This window comes from Runella sp. CRIBMP (assembly GCF_009905605.1).
Classification (GTDB): Bacteria; Bacteroidota; Bacteroidia; order Cytophagales; family Spirosomataceae; genus Runella.
Window position 1 is genome coordinate 24,236 of record NZ_JAAAKZ010000007.1, and the last position, 14,549, is coordinate 38,784.

General features: G+C 42.5%; 16 protein-coding genes. 14 read left to right on the forward strand and 2 right to left on the reverse strand.

Going from position 1 to position 14,549, the window contains the following annotated elements; genetic code table 11:
• Positions 1-68 precede the first annotated feature (68 nt).
• Genes GVN20_RS30025 through GVN20_RS17695 form a run of 4 tightly spaced genes read left to right on the forward strand, consistent with a single transcriptional unit; the run spans position 69 to position 2,838 of the window.
• On the forward strand, positions 69-1,040 hold the full coding sequence (locus tag GVN20_RS30025; protein ID WP_166559618.1) for a CPBP family intramembrane glutamic endopeptidase: 972 nt from the start codon (positions 69-71) through the stop codon (positions 1,038-1,040).
• Positions 1,030-1,242 (forward strand): putative signal transducing protein, encoded by a 213-nt coding sequence (locus GVN20_RS17685; RefSeq protein ID WP_114066937.1) that lies wholly within the window; start codon positions 1,030-1,032, stop codon positions 1,240-1,242. Before GVN20_RS30025 ends, GVN20_RS17685 begins: the two co-directional genes overlap by 11 nt.
• Positions 1,223-2,056 carry a phosphatidate cytidylyltransferase gene (locus GVN20_RS17690; RefSeq protein ID WP_114066936.1) on the forward strand — a complete coding sequence of 278 codons (834 nt, stop codon included), beginning with the start codon at positions 1,223-1,225 and terminating at the stop codon, positions 2,054-2,056. Before GVN20_RS17685 ends, GVN20_RS17690 begins: the two co-directional genes overlap by 20 nt.
• A 53-nt stretch (positions 2,057-2,109) precedes the next feature.
• Positions 2,110-2,838 (forward strand): carboxypeptidase-like regulatory domain-containing protein, encoded by a 729-nt coding sequence (locus GVN20_RS17695; protein ID WP_114066935.1) that lies wholly within the window; start codon positions 2,110-2,112, stop codon positions 2,836-2,838.
• 3 nt (positions 2,839-2,841) lie between these two features.
• Here GVN20_RS17695 and GVN20_RS17700 read toward each other — a convergent pair whose 3' ends face one another.
• Positions 2,842-3,654: a UDP-2,3-diacylglucosamine diphosphatase gene (locus GVN20_RS17700; protein ID WP_166559619.1), complete on the reverse strand. Its 813-nt coding sequence runs from the start codon at positions 3,652-3,654 to the stop codon at positions 2,842-2,844.
• An 86-nt stretch (positions 3,655-3,740) separates the two neighbouring features.
• On the opposite strand from GVN20_RS17700, the gene GVN20_RS17705 reads away from it, so the two are divergent.
• From GVN20_RS17705 to GVN20_RS17745, 9 genes are all read left to right on the forward strand, one after another.
• Complete coding sequence (locus GVN20_RS17705; RefSeq protein WP_166559620.1) at positions 3,741-4,247, forward strand: phosphoheptose isomerase; 507 nt, start codon at positions 3,741-3,743, stop codon at positions 4,245-4,247.
• 39 nt (positions 4,248-4,286) lie between these two features.
• On the forward strand, positions 4,287-4,823 hold the full coding sequence (locus GVN20_RS17710; RefSeq protein ID WP_166559621.1) for a YfiT family bacillithiol transferase: 537 nt from the start codon (positions 4,287-4,289) through the stop codon (positions 4,821-4,823).
• Between the two features lie 111 nt (positions 4,824-4,934).
• Entirely contained in the window at positions 4,935-5,375 is a 441-nt protein-coding gene (locus tag GVN20_RS17715; RefSeq protein ID WP_166559622.1) for a YkvA family protein, read from the forward strand.
• A 181-nt stretch (positions 5,376-5,556) separates the two neighbouring features.
• Positions 5,557-5,760, forward strand: coding sequence for a twin-arginine translocase TatA/TatE family subunit (locus tag GVN20_RS17720; RefSeq protein WP_114066930.1), 204 nt, complete (start codon positions 5,557-5,559; stop codon positions 5,758-5,760).
• Between the two features lie 144 nt (positions 5,761-5,904).
• Positions 5,905-7,356 carry an Asp-tRNA(Asn)/Glu-tRNA(Gln) amidotransferase subunit GatA gene (gene gatA / locus GVN20_RS17725; RefSeq protein WP_166559623.1) on the forward strand — a complete coding sequence of 484 codons (1,452 nt, stop codon included), beginning with the start codon at positions 5,905-5,907 and terminating at the stop codon, positions 7,354-7,356.
• A gap of 63 nt (positions 7,357-7,419) precedes the next feature.
• Positions 7,420-8,853: a lytic transglycosylase domain-containing protein gene (locus tag GVN20_RS17730; RefSeq protein ID WP_166559624.1), complete on the forward strand. Its 1,434-nt coding sequence runs from the start codon at positions 7,420-7,422 to the stop codon at positions 8,851-8,853.
• An 87-nt stretch (positions 8,854-8,940) separates the two neighbouring features.
• On the forward strand, positions 8,941-9,474 hold the full coding sequence (hemJ, locus tag GVN20_RS17735) for a protoporphyrinogen oxidase HemJ (protein ID WP_166559625.1): 534 nt from the start codon (positions 8,941-8,943) through the stop codon (positions 9,472-9,474).
• Positions 9,475-9,504: 30 nt separating this feature from the next.
• Positions 9,505-10,134: a response regulator transcription factor gene (locus tag GVN20_RS17740; RefSeq protein ID WP_166559626.1), complete on the forward strand. Its 630-nt coding sequence runs from the start codon at positions 9,505-9,507 to the stop codon at positions 10,132-10,134.
• 65 nt (positions 10,135-10,199) lie between these two features.
• A complete protein-coding gene (locus tag GVN20_RS17745) occupies positions 10,200-11,336 on the forward strand; it encodes a hypothetical protein (protein ID WP_166559627.1) in 1,137 nt (378 codons plus the stop codon).
• Here GVN20_RS17745 and GVN20_RS17750 read toward each other — a convergent pair.
• Positions 11,333-13,258 carry a sensor histidine kinase gene (locus GVN20_RS17750; protein ID WP_166559628.1) on the reverse strand — a complete coding sequence of 642 codons (1,926 nt, stop codon included), beginning with the start codon at positions 13,256-13,258 and terminating at the stop codon, positions 11,333-11,335. The genes GVN20_RS17745 and GVN20_RS17750 overlap by 4 nt on opposite strands.
• A gap of 369 nt (positions 13,259-13,627) precedes the next feature.
• Between GVN20_RS17750 and GVN20_RS17755 the strand changes: the two genes are divergently transcribed.
• The gene (locus GVN20_RS17755; RefSeq protein WP_166559629.1) at positions 13,628-14,407 is read left to right on the forward strand and encodes an HNH endonuclease; all 780 of its coding nucleotides are present in this window, start codon (positions 13,628-13,630) and stop codon (positions 14,405-14,407) included.
• Positions 14,408-14,549: the final 142 nt, after the last annotated feature.

The window sequence follows — 14,549 nt, forward strand, 5'->3', positions numbered from 1 at the left end:
ATAAATATACCAAGGTATCGTATTTTTGTGGGTAATATTATATTTGCGTACGACTAAAACCCTAACCTGTGGAAGAGATTCAGCCAGAAATTATTCATAGCGTTCCGCAACGTCCGCCTTGGCGCAATGTAATGTTATTGCTGGGGTTGGTGTTGCTTGGAATGTCAATCGGCAATATTGTGGCTATGCTTGTGATTCTTCTGATTGGCGTGCTCCTCGGAGGGCCAAGCAACTTAGAGCAAATTTCGCAGATGATTCAGGAGCCGCAGCTGTTTCCTCATGCTTGGTGGTATTTAATGATACTTCACTCCGTTTCCCACCTTTTTACATTTCTGATTCCTGGTGTTGTTTATTGGCGTTGGTCCGAACAGCATCGAGTGGAAGAGTTTATAAGTCGACCAGCTCCATCTTTTTTGACTTTGGCGATGGTTTTATTTACGGTCATTGCTTTTTTGCCCCTCAACAGCTGGATTATTGAATGGAACAGTCACCTTCATTTGCCTGAAGGCCTACAGCGGGTTGAAAATTGGATGCGGTACAAAGAAGATGAATTGGCGGGCATGACACAATTTTTGACCGATTTTGATTCTTGGTTGAAATTTGTCGTTGCTTTGGGTGTGATTGCCGTAATTCCTGCCGTTGGGGAAGAAGTACTGTTTAGAGGGATTATTCAGCGGAAAATATTTCATAAAATTAGGGATGTACATGCTTCTGTTTGGCTGACCGCGGCTTTGTTTAGCGCTATTCACCTCCAATTTTATGGATTTGTGCCTAGATTGCTTCTAGGGGCAATGTTTGGCTATTTGTATTTTTGGACCCGGAACTTATGGGCTCCCATTTTTGCACATTTTATTAATAATGGACTCACAGTTTTGGCCATATTTCTGTCTCACCGCAAAGTGCTTGATTTTGAAATATCCTCAGCAGAATCGTCGGTATCGTGGATTGGGGCGATTCTTTCGTTGGTATTGACGGCCGCACTGTTGTTGAATCTAAAAGTAAGTTCTCAACGAAGCACTAATCTGACGAATGGTACCTAGCAACTGGGAAAAAGTGTTTGAAACAAGTTTTCAGCACCGTGCCGAAATTGTGCGCGAATATTTGGAACAGCAAGGAATCTCCGCTGTAATCATCAATAAACAGGATAGCAGTTACCATTTTGGGAAATGTGAGTTGTATGTTCCCGTGAAAGATGCTATCATTGCCAAAACAATTGTAGTGAATGAAATCTCGTTTGGATAGTCTTTCAAATTTACAACAACGCATCATTGCCGCTATAGCTGGAGTGTCCATCATCGTGGGCGCAATTTTATACGCCGACTGGACGTTTTTGTTGCTTTTTTGTGGCATAAGTATCTTTACCCAACTCGAATTCTATAAACTTCTTGGGTTGGATGGAAATCAACCGCTGACGTATTATGGCACAATGTGCGGGGTATTTATCAACGTCATTACTTTTTTGATTGAGAAAGAAATCGTTGATTTTCAAAACTATTTTCTCATCAGTCCGATGGTGACGATGATATTCTTCATTAAACTCTACAAAAAGCGGGATCTCAAACCTTTTCAGAATATTGCGTTCACTTTTTTGGGTATTATTTACGTCGCCATTCCTTTTTCTCTTTTAAGTGTACTTGCCATGCGCGGTGGCACGTATAACTATGAAATTGTACTGGGGTGTCTGTTGTTGCTTTGGGCTACTGACATCGGAGCTTATTTTGCAGGGACTTATTTTGGAAAACGGAAATTGTTTGAACGCGTATCTCCCAAAAAATCTTGGGAAGGGGCCGCAGGAGGCGCTCTGTTGGCGGGAGTAGTTGCGTTTGCTCTTGGTACTTATTTTACCTCACACCGCCCTTGGGAGTGGTACTGCATTGGGGCACTCATGGTGGTTTCAAGCACTTTAGGTGACCTAGTGGAGTCGTTGTTCAAACGGAGTATTGCAATCAAAGACTCTGGTAGTACGATTCCTGGGCATGGGGGGTTTTTAGATCGATTTGACGGGTTATTGCTTTCCACACCCTTTATTGTGACATTTGTTAAAATTTTTTCCTGAACTCAGGCGTTAAACAAATAGGGCGTTCGAGTCAGGAATATAAAAAGTAAACCATGCAACTTAATATAAAATACAACTTCCTTATTTTGATATTGGCGATACTGGTGAGTGCAGTAACTTCGTCGGAAGTAAAAGCACAAGGTCAGGTCAAAAGTATCATGTTTACGGGAAGGGTAGTAGGCGTAAAAGGAACACAAACTTTGGGCAAAGCTTATATTTTAATTCCCCGGGCTGGCCGGGGTACATTGGCTGATGAAGGTGGCTACTTTGCTTTACCCGTATTCCCAGGTGATAGTATTGTGTTCAGTTATTTGGGGTATCAAAAGCAATACCACATTATTCCACGTCGGCACATGGAGGAGTCTTATTCGGCCATTATTTTGATGAAAGAAGACGTCAAAACATTGGCAGAAGTAAAAGTATATCCGTATGCCACCGAAGAAGAATTCAAGAAGGCGTTTGTGGCCATGAAACTTCCTGATGAATTTGAACGGGCAAATCTTGAACAAAATACCCGTCAGGAGTTGCTAATGCAGATGGCGGCGGTGACGCCGTTGAGCGCGGCGGGCAACTATCGAAACTTTATGGATCAGCAAATCTTTGGTCGTGAAAATGCCGCCAACCGAAGTTTTACCACGGCAGTTCCATTTTTAAATCCCTTTGCTTGGGCTAAATTCATCAACTCCGTCAAAAACGGTGACCTTAAAAAGAAAGAATACCGTTCTATTCTTAATCAAGCTCCAAGGGAAAGCATTACTCGTCAGGATGTTATGAAAAAATAATAATTACTTTTCGAGACTTCGGTGAGGATAATTATGCAATTTCATGGTCTTACCGTCAAATATGGCGTAGGTGTTATCAACTATCCAGTCGCCCAAGATAAAAATGCGGCTTTGGTCATTGACGGGGTAATCCAGTTCAATGTGTCGGTGGCCAAATACATAATAATCGTGGTGTGCTTTTTTCTCCTCTTCTTTGGCGTATAACAATAACCATTCCTTTTCTTCGCCCAGAAACTTAGGTTTGATTTCTTTGTCGTTTTTGCGCCAACTATAACTTGCCCAGGTTTGTCCCAGCCAAAGGGCCCAATCAGGATGAAGGATATTGCCAAAAGACCACCGGGCCAACCGACTCTCAAATACTCGTTGAAGTACTTTGTACGAATTGTCTCCGGGACCGCGCCCATCGCCGTGGGTAATAAAAAAACGAGTTGTGCTGCCTTGAGCGCTGACCGATAATTGGAGCGGCTCTCGGAACGTTTGAATATTCAATTCTTTTTCAAAATACCCACTCATCCACATGTCATGATTGCCTGGGAAGGCGATGATTTGAATTCCCGCATCGGTAAGCTCCGCCAATTTTCCCATAAACCGCACGAACCCTTGCGGAACAACCCGGCGGTGTTCGTACCAAAAATCAAACAAATCACCCACTAAGCATATCATTTGGGCATCATGCCTAATCGACTCCAGCCAGCGTACTAATCGTCTTTCACGCACCATGCTTTCGGTATGATTTGGGGCACCGAGGTGGAAATCAGAGGCAAAATAAATTTTTTTATGGGTAGATAACGAGACTTCTAGCTGTGGGTAAGACATGAGAATAGTTTAAAATTCGGGCAAAAATACGGAGATTACTTTACAAGATTTTTCTAACTTTACGCTTCACCTATATCATTTTTTTAATGGAACCGATTGTACCCACAAAACAGGAAGTATTTTCGAAGATTGCGGCCTCGTTGGCTGAGCAAGGATTCAACGTTGTGAAAGAAGATCAGACTCGCCCTTGGGGAGGCTTTTTTGTCTTGGATGAGTCGCAAACCCCTCAATTTGCGGCTAAGTATTTTCCAACCGTAGAGCTCTCTTCGCTGCAAATTACCCAAAAATTGAGCCCCAAAATTCTGGTAGTAGCTCCCGAAAAGCGACTCTCGTGGCAATACCACCACCGCCGCGCCGAAATCTGGCGGGTAGTATCGGGTACAGTTGGCGTGGTAACGAGTGAAACCGACGAGGAAACCGAAGTGAAATCCTATCAGCCTGGTGAGCTGATTGTGTTGAAACAAGGAGAACGTCATCGATTGGTTGGGCTGGCTGAATGGGGGATTTTGGCTGAAATTTGGCAACATACTGATGCCACCAATCCCTCAGATGAAGAGGATATTGTACGTGTGCAGGATGATTTTGGAAGATAAATAAAACAACAGTTCCTAAAAATGACAATTTAAAAGCGCATGGAATCACTCAAATATCCTATCGGTCGGTTTCAAACTGGTAAAACATACACAATGGCTGAAACCAAATCACAGATTCAGACCATCAGTGCTTTGCCTTCCAAACTGTTTAATATCGTCAATCCGTTAAGTGCAAGCCAAATAGAGACACCGTATCGGCCTGGAGGTTGGACCGTTGCTCAAACGGTTCATCACGTGGCTGATAGCCACATGAATGCCTACATTCGTTTTAAATTGGCCTTGACCGAAGACAATCCCTTCATTAAACCGTACGAAGAGGCACTTTGGGCGGAGCTGGCTGATGGGAAAGGTGCGCCCTTAGACTGGTCGTTGCAGTTGCTTAAATACCTGCATTTGCGTTGGGTCATGTTGCTTAATTCACTGACCGAAGCAGAATTGCAGCGTACCTATTTTCATCCCGAAACAAAGCGCGTATTTGCCTTGCAAGAAGTGGTTGCCATGTATGCTTGGCACAGCGAGCATCACTATGAGCACATTCATCAACTATGCCTGCGTGAAGGCTGGATTCTAGAATAATAAACCATTATTAAATTTAATTTTAGAGGGTTTATAAATCTTTTTAATGTATTTAACGTTTATAGGTTGTAGATTAAAATAACTTTTAAACATTAAACTTTTAAGTAAAAAATGCCTTCCGGGTCCACTACTGATAATATTCTTGTACGGGTGTTGAAGTCTGTTTTTTTTAAAACTGCTACGGGCAAAGCGGGCCGTTATGCGCGCAACACGGGCAGTCTTTTGCAGCTTTTACGCGATGTTTTAAGCAAAACTAACGCGCTGAAAGGGTCGGGGTATGAAGCCTTGCGAGAAAAAATTGGGGTTTTGACGCGGTTACTCAAGGCCTATGCCACGGGAGAGTATAGAATTGTACCTTGGAAAACACTGACGCGCATTATTGCGGTGTTGATTTATTTTCTTTCACCCATTGATTTTATTCCGGATATTTTGCCTGTGGTGGGTTTTACCGACGATATTGCCCTCATTGTATGGCTTTTTAATGCCATTGGCACCGACTTGAATGACTTCCGTGAATGGGAAACTAAACGAAATACCATCTCAATAGACTGATATTTCGAGAAATTGTTGTTAATTTTGCAGAGCAGAATCTTAAAAATGGGTTAAATTTTAAAAATATAAGGTAAAATTGCCCCCTTGATTCGTTTTATTGGAGTAATAAAATAGTTATTTGAAAATTGAACGCAGTTTTCAAATAACACATAGCTAACAAATCACTAACTGTATTTTTCTAATGAATATGCTTTCGATCTTATTGTTTTTAGGCCTTGGAGGACAAGAAATCCTGTTGATTGGCCTTATCGTATTGCTGCTTTTCGGAGCGAAAAAAATTCCTGAGCTCATGAAGGGGTTGGGAAAAGGTATTCGGGAGTTTAAAGATGCCTCTAAAGAGGTAAAAGAAAACATCGAAAAAGGACTGGACGACGTAAGTCGCTAGAAAAAAGTTTGATACATTGGGCGTTTTTTTCAACGTTACAATGTAAAATAAGCTCAAACACCTAAAATCAGCAGTAGTGTTAGCACTACTGCCGATTTTTTATTTTGTGCCAACCTAAGTTTATCTTATTTACTCCCTTTCGTTTTGAAGTACTACACATCGCTTCGTGAAATACAGGCAGATTTGAATGACGGTTCCGTTTCGTGTCGTCAGTTGGTAGCGTATTATCTAAAAAATATTGAAGAGAAAAACGCTCAATTGAATGCTTTTGTGGCAGTTTATGGGGAGGAAGCCCAGCAGCGTGCTGAAGAGATTGACCTGAAAATTGTGGCAGGAAAAGCAGGGCGATTGGCGGGAATGGTGGTTGGAATCAAAGATGTACTGTGCTACAAAGACCACGGCTTACAAGCAGGCAGTAAAATTCTGGATGGATTCGTGTCGCAGTTTACAGCCACCGCCGTGCAGCGAATTTTGGACGAGGATGCCATCATCATCGGGCGTCAGAATTGCGATGAGTTTGCTATGGGCTCTTCCAATGAAAACTCGGCCTTTGGAGTAGTTAGAAACGCCGCCGACGTAACCCGTGTGCCAGGGGGCTCCTCAGGAGGCTCAGCGGTAGCTGTACAGGCCGATATGTGTTTGGCTTCTTTGGGGTCTGATACGGGCGGCTCGGTGCGACAACCAGCGGCTTTTTGCGGATTGGTTGGTTTTAAGCCTACTTACGGACGCATTTCGCGTTGGGGTTTGGTGGCGTATGGTTCTTCTTTTGATTGTATAGGTCCTATCACCAAAAGTGTGGAAGATGCGGCACTATTGCTAGAAATCATGGCTGGTGCTGACGAATTCGACAGTACCGTTTCAACGCAACCCGTGGGTGATTATACGCATTTATCGGACCTTCTAAAACATCCTTTGCGCATAGGATATCTGCGCGAGGGGGTAGAAAGTGAAGGGTTGCAGCCCGAAATGAAGCAAGCCATGTTGGCTAAATTGGAAGTGCTCCGCGAGCAGGGCCATACAGTAGAGCCAGTGGACTTTGACTTACTTTCGTACATTCTTCCTACGTACTATATTCTCACTACGGCCGAATCCAGCTCAAATCTCTCCCGATTTGATGGGGTTCGTTACGGCCATAGAAGTAACAAAGCGGAAGATTTAACCTCTCTTTACAAGAAATCACGTAGTGAAGGCTTTGGAAAAGAAGTGAAGCGCCGGATTATGCTTGGAACGTTTGTCCTGAGCGCAAGTTATTATGATGCCTATTATACCAAAGCCCAGAAAGTTCGTCGGTTGATGAAAGAACAAACTGACCGGGTATTTGAAAAATATGATTTTTTACTGATGCCTACTACACCTACCACGGCCTTCCCGATTGGGGATAAAACCGAGGACCCGTTGCAAATGTATTTGGCGGATATTTTTACGGTGCAGGCCAATGTAGTGGGAAATCCTGCCATCTCCATTCCCAACGGAGTAGATGCGCAGGGACTGCCCATGGGGTTGCAAATCATGGGAAAACCTTTTGGAGAGGCCGAATTGCTGGCTTTTTCAAATCAACTAACTGAAACAAATACAGCGCAACCGTCTGTTGCGTAGATACACAGCCATCAAAAACGAAACAAAACAAATGTAAAACCTAACGAGAAAATACCAAAAGCAATGATGGAATTGAAGCGAATCGCGGGGATAGGAATGTTGATGGGAATGTTTTGGCTTGGAACCGGTACATCTGGTCGTTCACAAAATGTAGAAACAAGCACCAACACGGTGGAAGAAGAACTGTTGCAGGTGGAAGCCTTCGCAGATTCGACGGTGCCTGAAATGGTGATTCGAGAACGTTTAGCCAAGTTACAAAACGAGATTCCGCTGAGGTATCACAAGGTTACACATCAATTTGTAGAACACTTTATTTATCGCAAGCCAGACTTCGTTAAGCGAATGCTTGAGCAGATGCATCTTTTTTTTCCACTCTACGAGCAAACCCTCGAAAAATACGGGATGCCGCGTGAGTTGAAATTTCTCTCATTGATTGAGTCGGGGCTGAATCCCAGGATTATCTCCTACGCAGGAGCAGGGGGGTTGTGGCAGTTTATGCCTGCTACGGGGCGTGAATATGGAATGCATCAGGATGATTATATAGATGAGCGCTTTGACCCCGTAAAATCGACCGATGCCGCTTGTCGTTACTTAAAACGCCTTTATAATGCGTTTGGGGATTGGGAAATGGCTTTGGCTGCCTATAACGTAGGCCCTGGCAATGTAAAACGTGCGATGCGTCGCTCGGGGTCGAGTTCATTCTGGGGGATTTATAATTTCCTGCCCAAACAAACACGCCACTATGTGCCCCAGTTTGTAGCGATGACCTATTTGATGCATTACCATGCCGACCATGGACTGTTTCCTGATGTTCCTGAATTTCCAACCGTGTCGGATACGATTCAGGTTTCAGGATATTTTAATCTGATGACTTTCGCAAAGCTGGGGGGAATGACAATGGATGAGCTTTATAAGTTGAACCCCATGCTTATCAACACTGAATTGCCCTCCAAAACGAAGAATTGCGTATTGAGGGTGCCCAATCATTGTTATCATTATTTGACCGAAAACCGTCAAATGATTTGGGATTCTGCCTCAAAATCGCCTTTCAGTGCCGTTGGTGCGCTCGCTTCCAATGGCAGTGTTTTGGAAAGTGGTGAGGAGACAGAAGGAGAAGCTGATGAGACCGATACAGTCCTAAAAACCAAAAAGGTATACCATACGGTTCGCAAGGGCGAAACGCTCGGGAAAATTGCCAGCCGCTATCGTGTAAGTGCAAGTGAGCTAAAAAAATGGAATAAACTGCGTTCAAATTCCATTCCGCGAGGAAAACGACTTGTTGTCCTCAAAGAATTTAAGGCATTACCGCAGGTAGCTGCCGCACCTTCTAAAGCAAAAGCTCAGGCAAAAATTAAAATTCGGTATCATCGCGTACAGCACGGAGATACTTTGTCTACCATTGCCGAACGCTACGGAATAGACGTAGCTCGTTTGAAAAAAATCAATCGCTTGCGGAGCAATATGGTTCGTAAAGGTCAAAAATTACTGGTTGGATAGCCCAAAACTTGCTAATTGTTAATTGTTAATCGTTATTTGGGGTTTTATTGAAATTACTCCATTTCGATCAACAATTAACATCAAGTTATGGCTCTTTTTTATATTAAAGCCTTTCACATCATCGGTGCTGTGGCATGGTTTGCAGGCTTATTTTATTTGGTCCGGATGTTTGTTTACCACGCCGAAGCCGACCAAAAACCCGAGCATCTACGTCAACCTTTTAAGGAACAATTTGGACTTATGGAGTGGCGTGCTTACAAAATCATTTGTAATCCTGCCATGATGCTCACCTGGGCCTGTGGCCTGACCATGACCATTCTCAATCCTGCCTATTGGCAAATGGGCTGGTTTCACGTCAAGTTTTCTATCATTATTCTGCTCACCGTTTATCACCTCTGGTGCAAACGTATCATTGTAAAATTGGAGAAAGGCGAAAAGCCTTACGATTCCTTTCAGTTTCGTCTGCTTAATGAGCTTCCTACCATTTTCTTGGTCAGCATTGTACTGTTGGGGGTTTTAAAAGATATGCTCGACTTCTTGTACGCTTTTGGAGGGGTAATGCTGTTTGGCGTTGTGCTGTTTTTGTTTGCCAAAGCCTATAAAAAGCGGCGAGAAGGGTAATTTTTTTTGGACTGCTTACCATAACTACCTTTGAAGACTAGGATTCTTCTTGCCGACGATCACGAGATTTTGCTCGATAGTCTCACCGATTCCATCAATTTTAGTGAATTTTTGGAAGTAGTATGTACGGCAAAAAATGGATTGGAAGTACTGGAAAAATTAGCGATTTATGACGTAGATGTATTGGTGTGTGATATGCAAATGCCACAAATGGATGGCATTGCCACGGTTTTGCAAGTGCGGCAACACTATCCTCACCTTAAAATTCTGATGCTTTCAATGCTTGAAGAGACCCATCTGATAGAGCAGGCAATTCAGGCAGGAGCCTTGGGATATGTGCTAAAGAAAGCCAAAAAAGCCGAACTCGAAAAGGCTATTTTGGCCGTGGCAAATGGAGGAAGGTGTTTCGGGAATGAAATTGTGGAGATACTTAATATTGCAGAACCTGTCCGTGAAAACCTGCCCTATATGCTTTCTGCCCGCGAAATAGAAGTGCTGAAGCTCATTGCCCTCGAAAATTCGAGTGTCGAAATTGCCGCAAAACTTAATATCTCCTTAAATACGGTTGAAAGTCACCGAAAAAGTATCTACCAAAAACTCCATCTAAAGAACCTCGCTGGAGCGGTTCGGTTTGCCCTAGACCATAAGCTTATTGATTAAAAATCACGGTTTGCCGTGATTGACACCTATTATTTTTCGGGAGAATTTTGATAAAAAAAACTCTCATGAAAAAAATTATACTTTGGTTATTGGTTGAGGGCTTTGCGACGCCATTGTTCGCACAAAGTATCACCCTCACGCCTTCTGGCAGTTCAGCTATTTTAGAATTAAATACGACCAATCAAGCTTTGTTGATGCCCCGAATGACCAAAACGGAAAGGGATAATATTGTCAATGCCCGCAGTGGTATGATGATTTTTCAGACCACGACCAATACTGGCAATCCGCGCGGTATGTACTGGTACAATGGCTCATCGTGGGTACGTTTTGCCGACGACAGTGACAACAATTGGAACGCATCTGGGGATAATTTATATACGCTATTGCCCGGCAATGTAGGCATCGGTGTGAGTAGCCCCGAAGATAGACTGCATATTAGGTCGTCGGGGTCGGGAGTGGGTATCATGCTGGATGCTATCAACCCTATTTTACAGTTACGCCAAAGCAACTTCCCGTCTTCTGGATACACCGATAAGGGTTTTGTGCAGCTCTCAGGCGACAATCTGCGTATCGGGCTTAACAGCAGTAATACTAATGGCAGGTTTATGGTTCGCACCCACGGATACGACCAACTGGAGTTTGATGGGAGCGCAGGGGCAAAATTATTTTTTAACTATCAGGGGACAAATGTGGCCTCAATTAGCACCAATTCTCTTAATAACTTGAATATAAGTACATTGGGGGTAGACGACTTGGTAAATATCAACAATGAATTATACGTGAACGGTACCCAAAATCGGGTAGGAATTGGTACGTCAGCGCCTGACGAGAAACTAGAAGTGCTGGGAAATGTCAAAGTAACTGGTGATATTACCTTAACTGGAAAGGTTACAAAAAGTACTAATCCAAGCGGAAGTTTGTTCCCTATTTGTTATGGAAAAGTAAGTTCCTCGGGTACGCCTGAATCTGGTTCTGGAAATTGGACTTCTCAAAATGATTATGAAGGGAAGTACATTATTTCAAACGCAAGCATTACTTTTGATTCTACGATACTAGTAACACTCAACAGTAGCAATGCCCAAATAATCTCCTCCGCAGCTTGTGGAAATGGGAAATGTAATGTTTTCCTGAAGGATGGTTTTTCCAATCAAAATGCGTTCCTTTCGGTCAATCAGGCCTTTTATTTTGTGATTTACAATTAAATAAATTCGGGCTTATCCATTTTATCATCCTCTAAGGGGACTGAAATTACAATTTTAGTCCCTCTAGAATAGCCCTTATCAATCAAAAGCTGACCCCCAATTTCCTTCAATCTTGTTTGTATATTGCTGATTCCGAAGCCCTTATGTTGGTTGTTGGGCCAGCCCTTTCCATTGTCGGTTATTTCCACCCACAATATAGTGCAGTTTTCAAAGATGCAAATGGTAGATTCGGTGGCTTTGGAGTGTTTGATGATGTTCTGAACGAGTTCCAGACAAATGGCGTATACATTCAGTGAAACTACATTGCTTAGTGTAGGTAAAGCGTTGATTTTTACCGAAAAATGAATTTTTTGATTCAGATTAAGTTTCCGCGCAAACTGTTCTAATGCCTGCGGTAGCCCCTCTCTTTCGAGCACTTCAGGCATAAGGTTGTGGGAGAGGAGCCTGATTTCTGAGTAGGCATTTTCGGTCATTGAAATGATATTGGAGTAGATTTTTTTTTCACGATGATTGAGGTGCTGGGGGTTTATGTTGTCCAATGAAATACTGATTGCGGTAAGAAGGCTCCCAAGGTTGTCGTGCAGGTCGGCGGCCATTCGCCTGCGTTCAAGGTTCTGACCGCGTTGCATGGCGTCTTTGATTTTGTCGTAGGCTTTTTGCAATTCGGCAGTTCTGCTCTGTACCTTTGCTTCCAGATTGACATTGAGTTTTTCAATCGTATCTCTTTGGTATTCAATTTCTTGGTTTTGTTTTTGTAGTAGCCTCCGGTTAAAAAACAAAACCGCCGACACAATCGCCAATAGAATAGCGCCTGCAATGAAATAATTTCTATAACGCTTCTGAATCGCTACTTCGGCCTTTTCTTTGTTGAGCAAAACCGTTGCTTTTTCTTCCGCAAATCTTCTTTCTAAAGCCACCTTGGCGTTAGCTACCTGCTCATTGAATAGCTTATCTTTAAACTCTATGTAGTGTTCGTGGGCAATGAGGGCTTCTGCCAACTGATTTTTGGCTTTATAAGCGTGGTAGAGTGTTTCGTACGACCGGTACAAAATCCGGGTATTGGCGATTTTTTCAATGCTTTTTTTGCTGAAAGCAATCGCCTCATCGTACTTTCTTAGCCCCAAGAAGAGCCGCCCCATGAGCATCTGGATCTCGGTCAAGCCGCGAATATTGGTATTTTTTTCGAAGAAACGCAGGCACTGATAAGCGGTAGGAAGTGCCTCCGCGTATTTTTTAAGGTCAATTTTAATGCTTACACAGTCATTGAGGATGTAGTGTTTCTGCAATACGTCGCTGGTTTGGTTGATATACACCAACGAGCTGTCTAGGTAGCGGCTAGATGTAAGGTAGTCGTTGGTGTAGCCAAAAGCGCGGGCGGTAGTCAGGTACATGATCGAAATCTGTAAGTTGTTTGCCCCATTGTGGTTTGCTTTTTGGAGGGCCTCAATGCTCTGTTGGGTATAAGAAACGGCGTTTTCTATATCACTTAAAAAAATGTACCCATATACCATTTCATCAATGATAATACTTTTTTGATGCGCTGAGACGGATATTTTTAGTGAATCTATCTTGTGGAGAGCTTCCAGTCCGGTTTTTATCAACGCAATCCAATCGCCTTTCCCGCGTTCAGCATTGACTTTCTGAAAATAAGCGTCAACAATAAAAGTGTTGAGCTTATGCTGCAACGCGTAACGGAGGTATAAATCATTATAAAAAGCAAGCGAGTCGGTAGAAGATTGATTTTGGAAGTAGGAAATAACGATACGTTGAAGGGCTTTGGCTTTTTGGGTGGGCTTAGTTTGAGGGTCTAGCCATTGTTTTTTGGAGGAATTCAACAAGCTGTCATCTTTGGCGACAGGTTTTAGCTGCGCTATTACTGCTCTACAACAAAAAAGTAAAATAATAATAATGCGCTTATTCATTTAACGTATACAGGTATCTAACAAAGCTAGACAATTTCTCAGAGATTTTTATGTGGGCTGCAAGGTCAATGTATATTGCTAGTACGTTGTTGTGAGTAGCTTTCAAAAAGTATCGTATCTTGGATTTACACAACAAAAAAAGCGATTACGAGAAACAAAAGTGTTGTGCGTATAGAGATTGCCTAGATTTTGCTCTTGATAGCCCCTGCTTTAGCGGCCAATCCGGGGTTTGAAAAGATATGCTTGACTCAGTGTACGTTTTTGGACGGTTAAGGAAGTTTGGTGTCTTGCTGTTTATCTTTGCCAAAGCGTATGAGAAACGGTGAGGGAGGTAAATAAACTGTTTAAATCACTAACCTTGGAGAATAAATGGCGGTAAATCTTTGGAGCAAAGAAGAATTGATTTTAGCATTTAACTTATACCTGAAGTTGCCCTTTGGTAAAATGCACAGCCGTACTCCAGAGGTGATTCATCTTGCGGGTTTGATTGGACGAACTCCCAATTCAATTGCCTTTCGACTTACTAATTTTGCGGCCGTTGACCCCTATCATCAAGCAAGAGGAGTGAAAGGAATGGACGGTGGCAAGAGGCAATGTCAACCGATATGGGATGAATTTATTGAGAATAAGGAGCAGTTGCTGTTTGAAAGTGAGCGTATTCTTGCTCGAAAAGAGCACCAAACCCTGGAAAATAAATTTGAAGACCTACTTTTTGATATTAAAGATTTGAAGGACGAAACAAAGCTTCGGGCGGTTAAAGTTCGTATCAATCAAAACATATTTAGGCAAATTGTTCTATCAAATTATTCTTCAAAATGTGCGATTTCTGGAATAGATGTTCCTGATTTATTGGTCGCAAGTCACATCCTTCCATGGTCTTCCAGTGAAAGTGAAAGATTAAATCCTGAAAATGGAATCTGCCTGTCCAATCTTTATGATAAAGCTTTTGACAAGGGATTGATAGGAATTACAGAACAGTTTTCGGTAATTATTGCTAAAGACCTGAAAAAGAATTCAAATAAAGCGTACTATCAGAAATATTTTGCTTTGCTTGAAAATGAAAAAATAGCGCTTCCAAAACGCTACCTCCCCCGAAAGGAGTTTTTACAGCATCATTTGGATACCATTTTTAGTAAAAGGAATGGCTAAAGTTTTCAAAAAAATCGTCTTTTACACTCTGACTTGAGTTTGAGACCGTGCTAAATAGTGTCATGTCTTTGATTTTCACCACGTTCGGATAAGGAAAGTAAATTGTAATTCTACTACACTAGGAAAATATATATCATTTCTC

Excerpts from the sequence above, each read along its gene's own strand:
- GVN20_RS17720 (WP_114066930.1), top strand. The coding sequence starts at position 5,557 with ATGAATATGCTTTCGATCTTATTGTTTTTAGGCCTTGGAGGACAAGAA.
- GVN20_RS17750 (WP_166559628.1), bottom strand. The coding sequence starts at position 13,258 with ATGAATAAGCGCATTATTATTATTTTACTTTTTTGTTGTAGAGCAGTA.
- GVN20_RS17730 (WP_166559624.1), top strand. The coding sequence starts at position 7,420 with ATGATGGAATTGAAGCGAATCGCGGGGATAGGAATGTTGATGGGAATG.
- GVN20_RS17695 (WP_114066935.1), top strand. The coding sequence starts at position 2,110 with ATGCAACTTAATATAAAATACAACTTCCTTATTTTGATATTGGCGATA.
- GVN20_RS17715 (WP_166559622.1), top strand. The coding sequence starts at position 4,935 with ATGCCTTCCGGGTCCACTACTGATAATATTCTTGTACGGGTGTTGAAG.
- GVN20_RS17710 (WP_166559621.1), top strand. The coding sequence starts at position 4,287 with ATGGAATCACTCAAATATCCTATCGGTCGGTTTCAAACTGGTAAAACA.
- GVN20_RS17705 (WP_166559620.1), top strand. The coding sequence starts at position 3,741 with ATGGAACCGATTGTACCCACAAAACAGGAAGTATTTTCGAAGATTGCG.
- GVN20_RS17700 (WP_166559619.1), bottom strand. The coding sequence starts at position 3,654 with ATGTCTTACCCACAGCTAGAAGTCTCGTTATCTACCCATAAAAAAATT.
- GVN20_RS17685 (WP_114066937.1), top strand. The coding sequence starts at position 1,030 with ATGGTACCTAGCAACTGGGAAAAAGTGTTTGAAACAAGTTTTCAGCAC.
- hemJ (WP_166559625.1), top strand. The coding sequence starts at position 8,941 with ATGGCTCTTTTTTATATTAAAGCCTTTCACATCATCGGTGCTGTGGCA.
- GVN20_RS17690 (WP_114066936.1), top strand. The coding sequence starts at position 1,223 with ATGAAATCTCGTTTGGATAGTCTTTCAAATTTACAACAACGCATCATT.
- GVN20_RS17745 (WP_166559627.1), top strand. The coding sequence starts at position 10,200 with ATGAAAAAAATTATACTTTGGTTATTGGTTGAGGGCTTTGCGACGCCA.
- GVN20_RS17755 (WP_166559629.1), top strand. The coding sequence starts at position 13,628 with ATGGCGGTAAATCTTTGGAGCAAAGAAGAATTGATTTTAGCATTTAAC.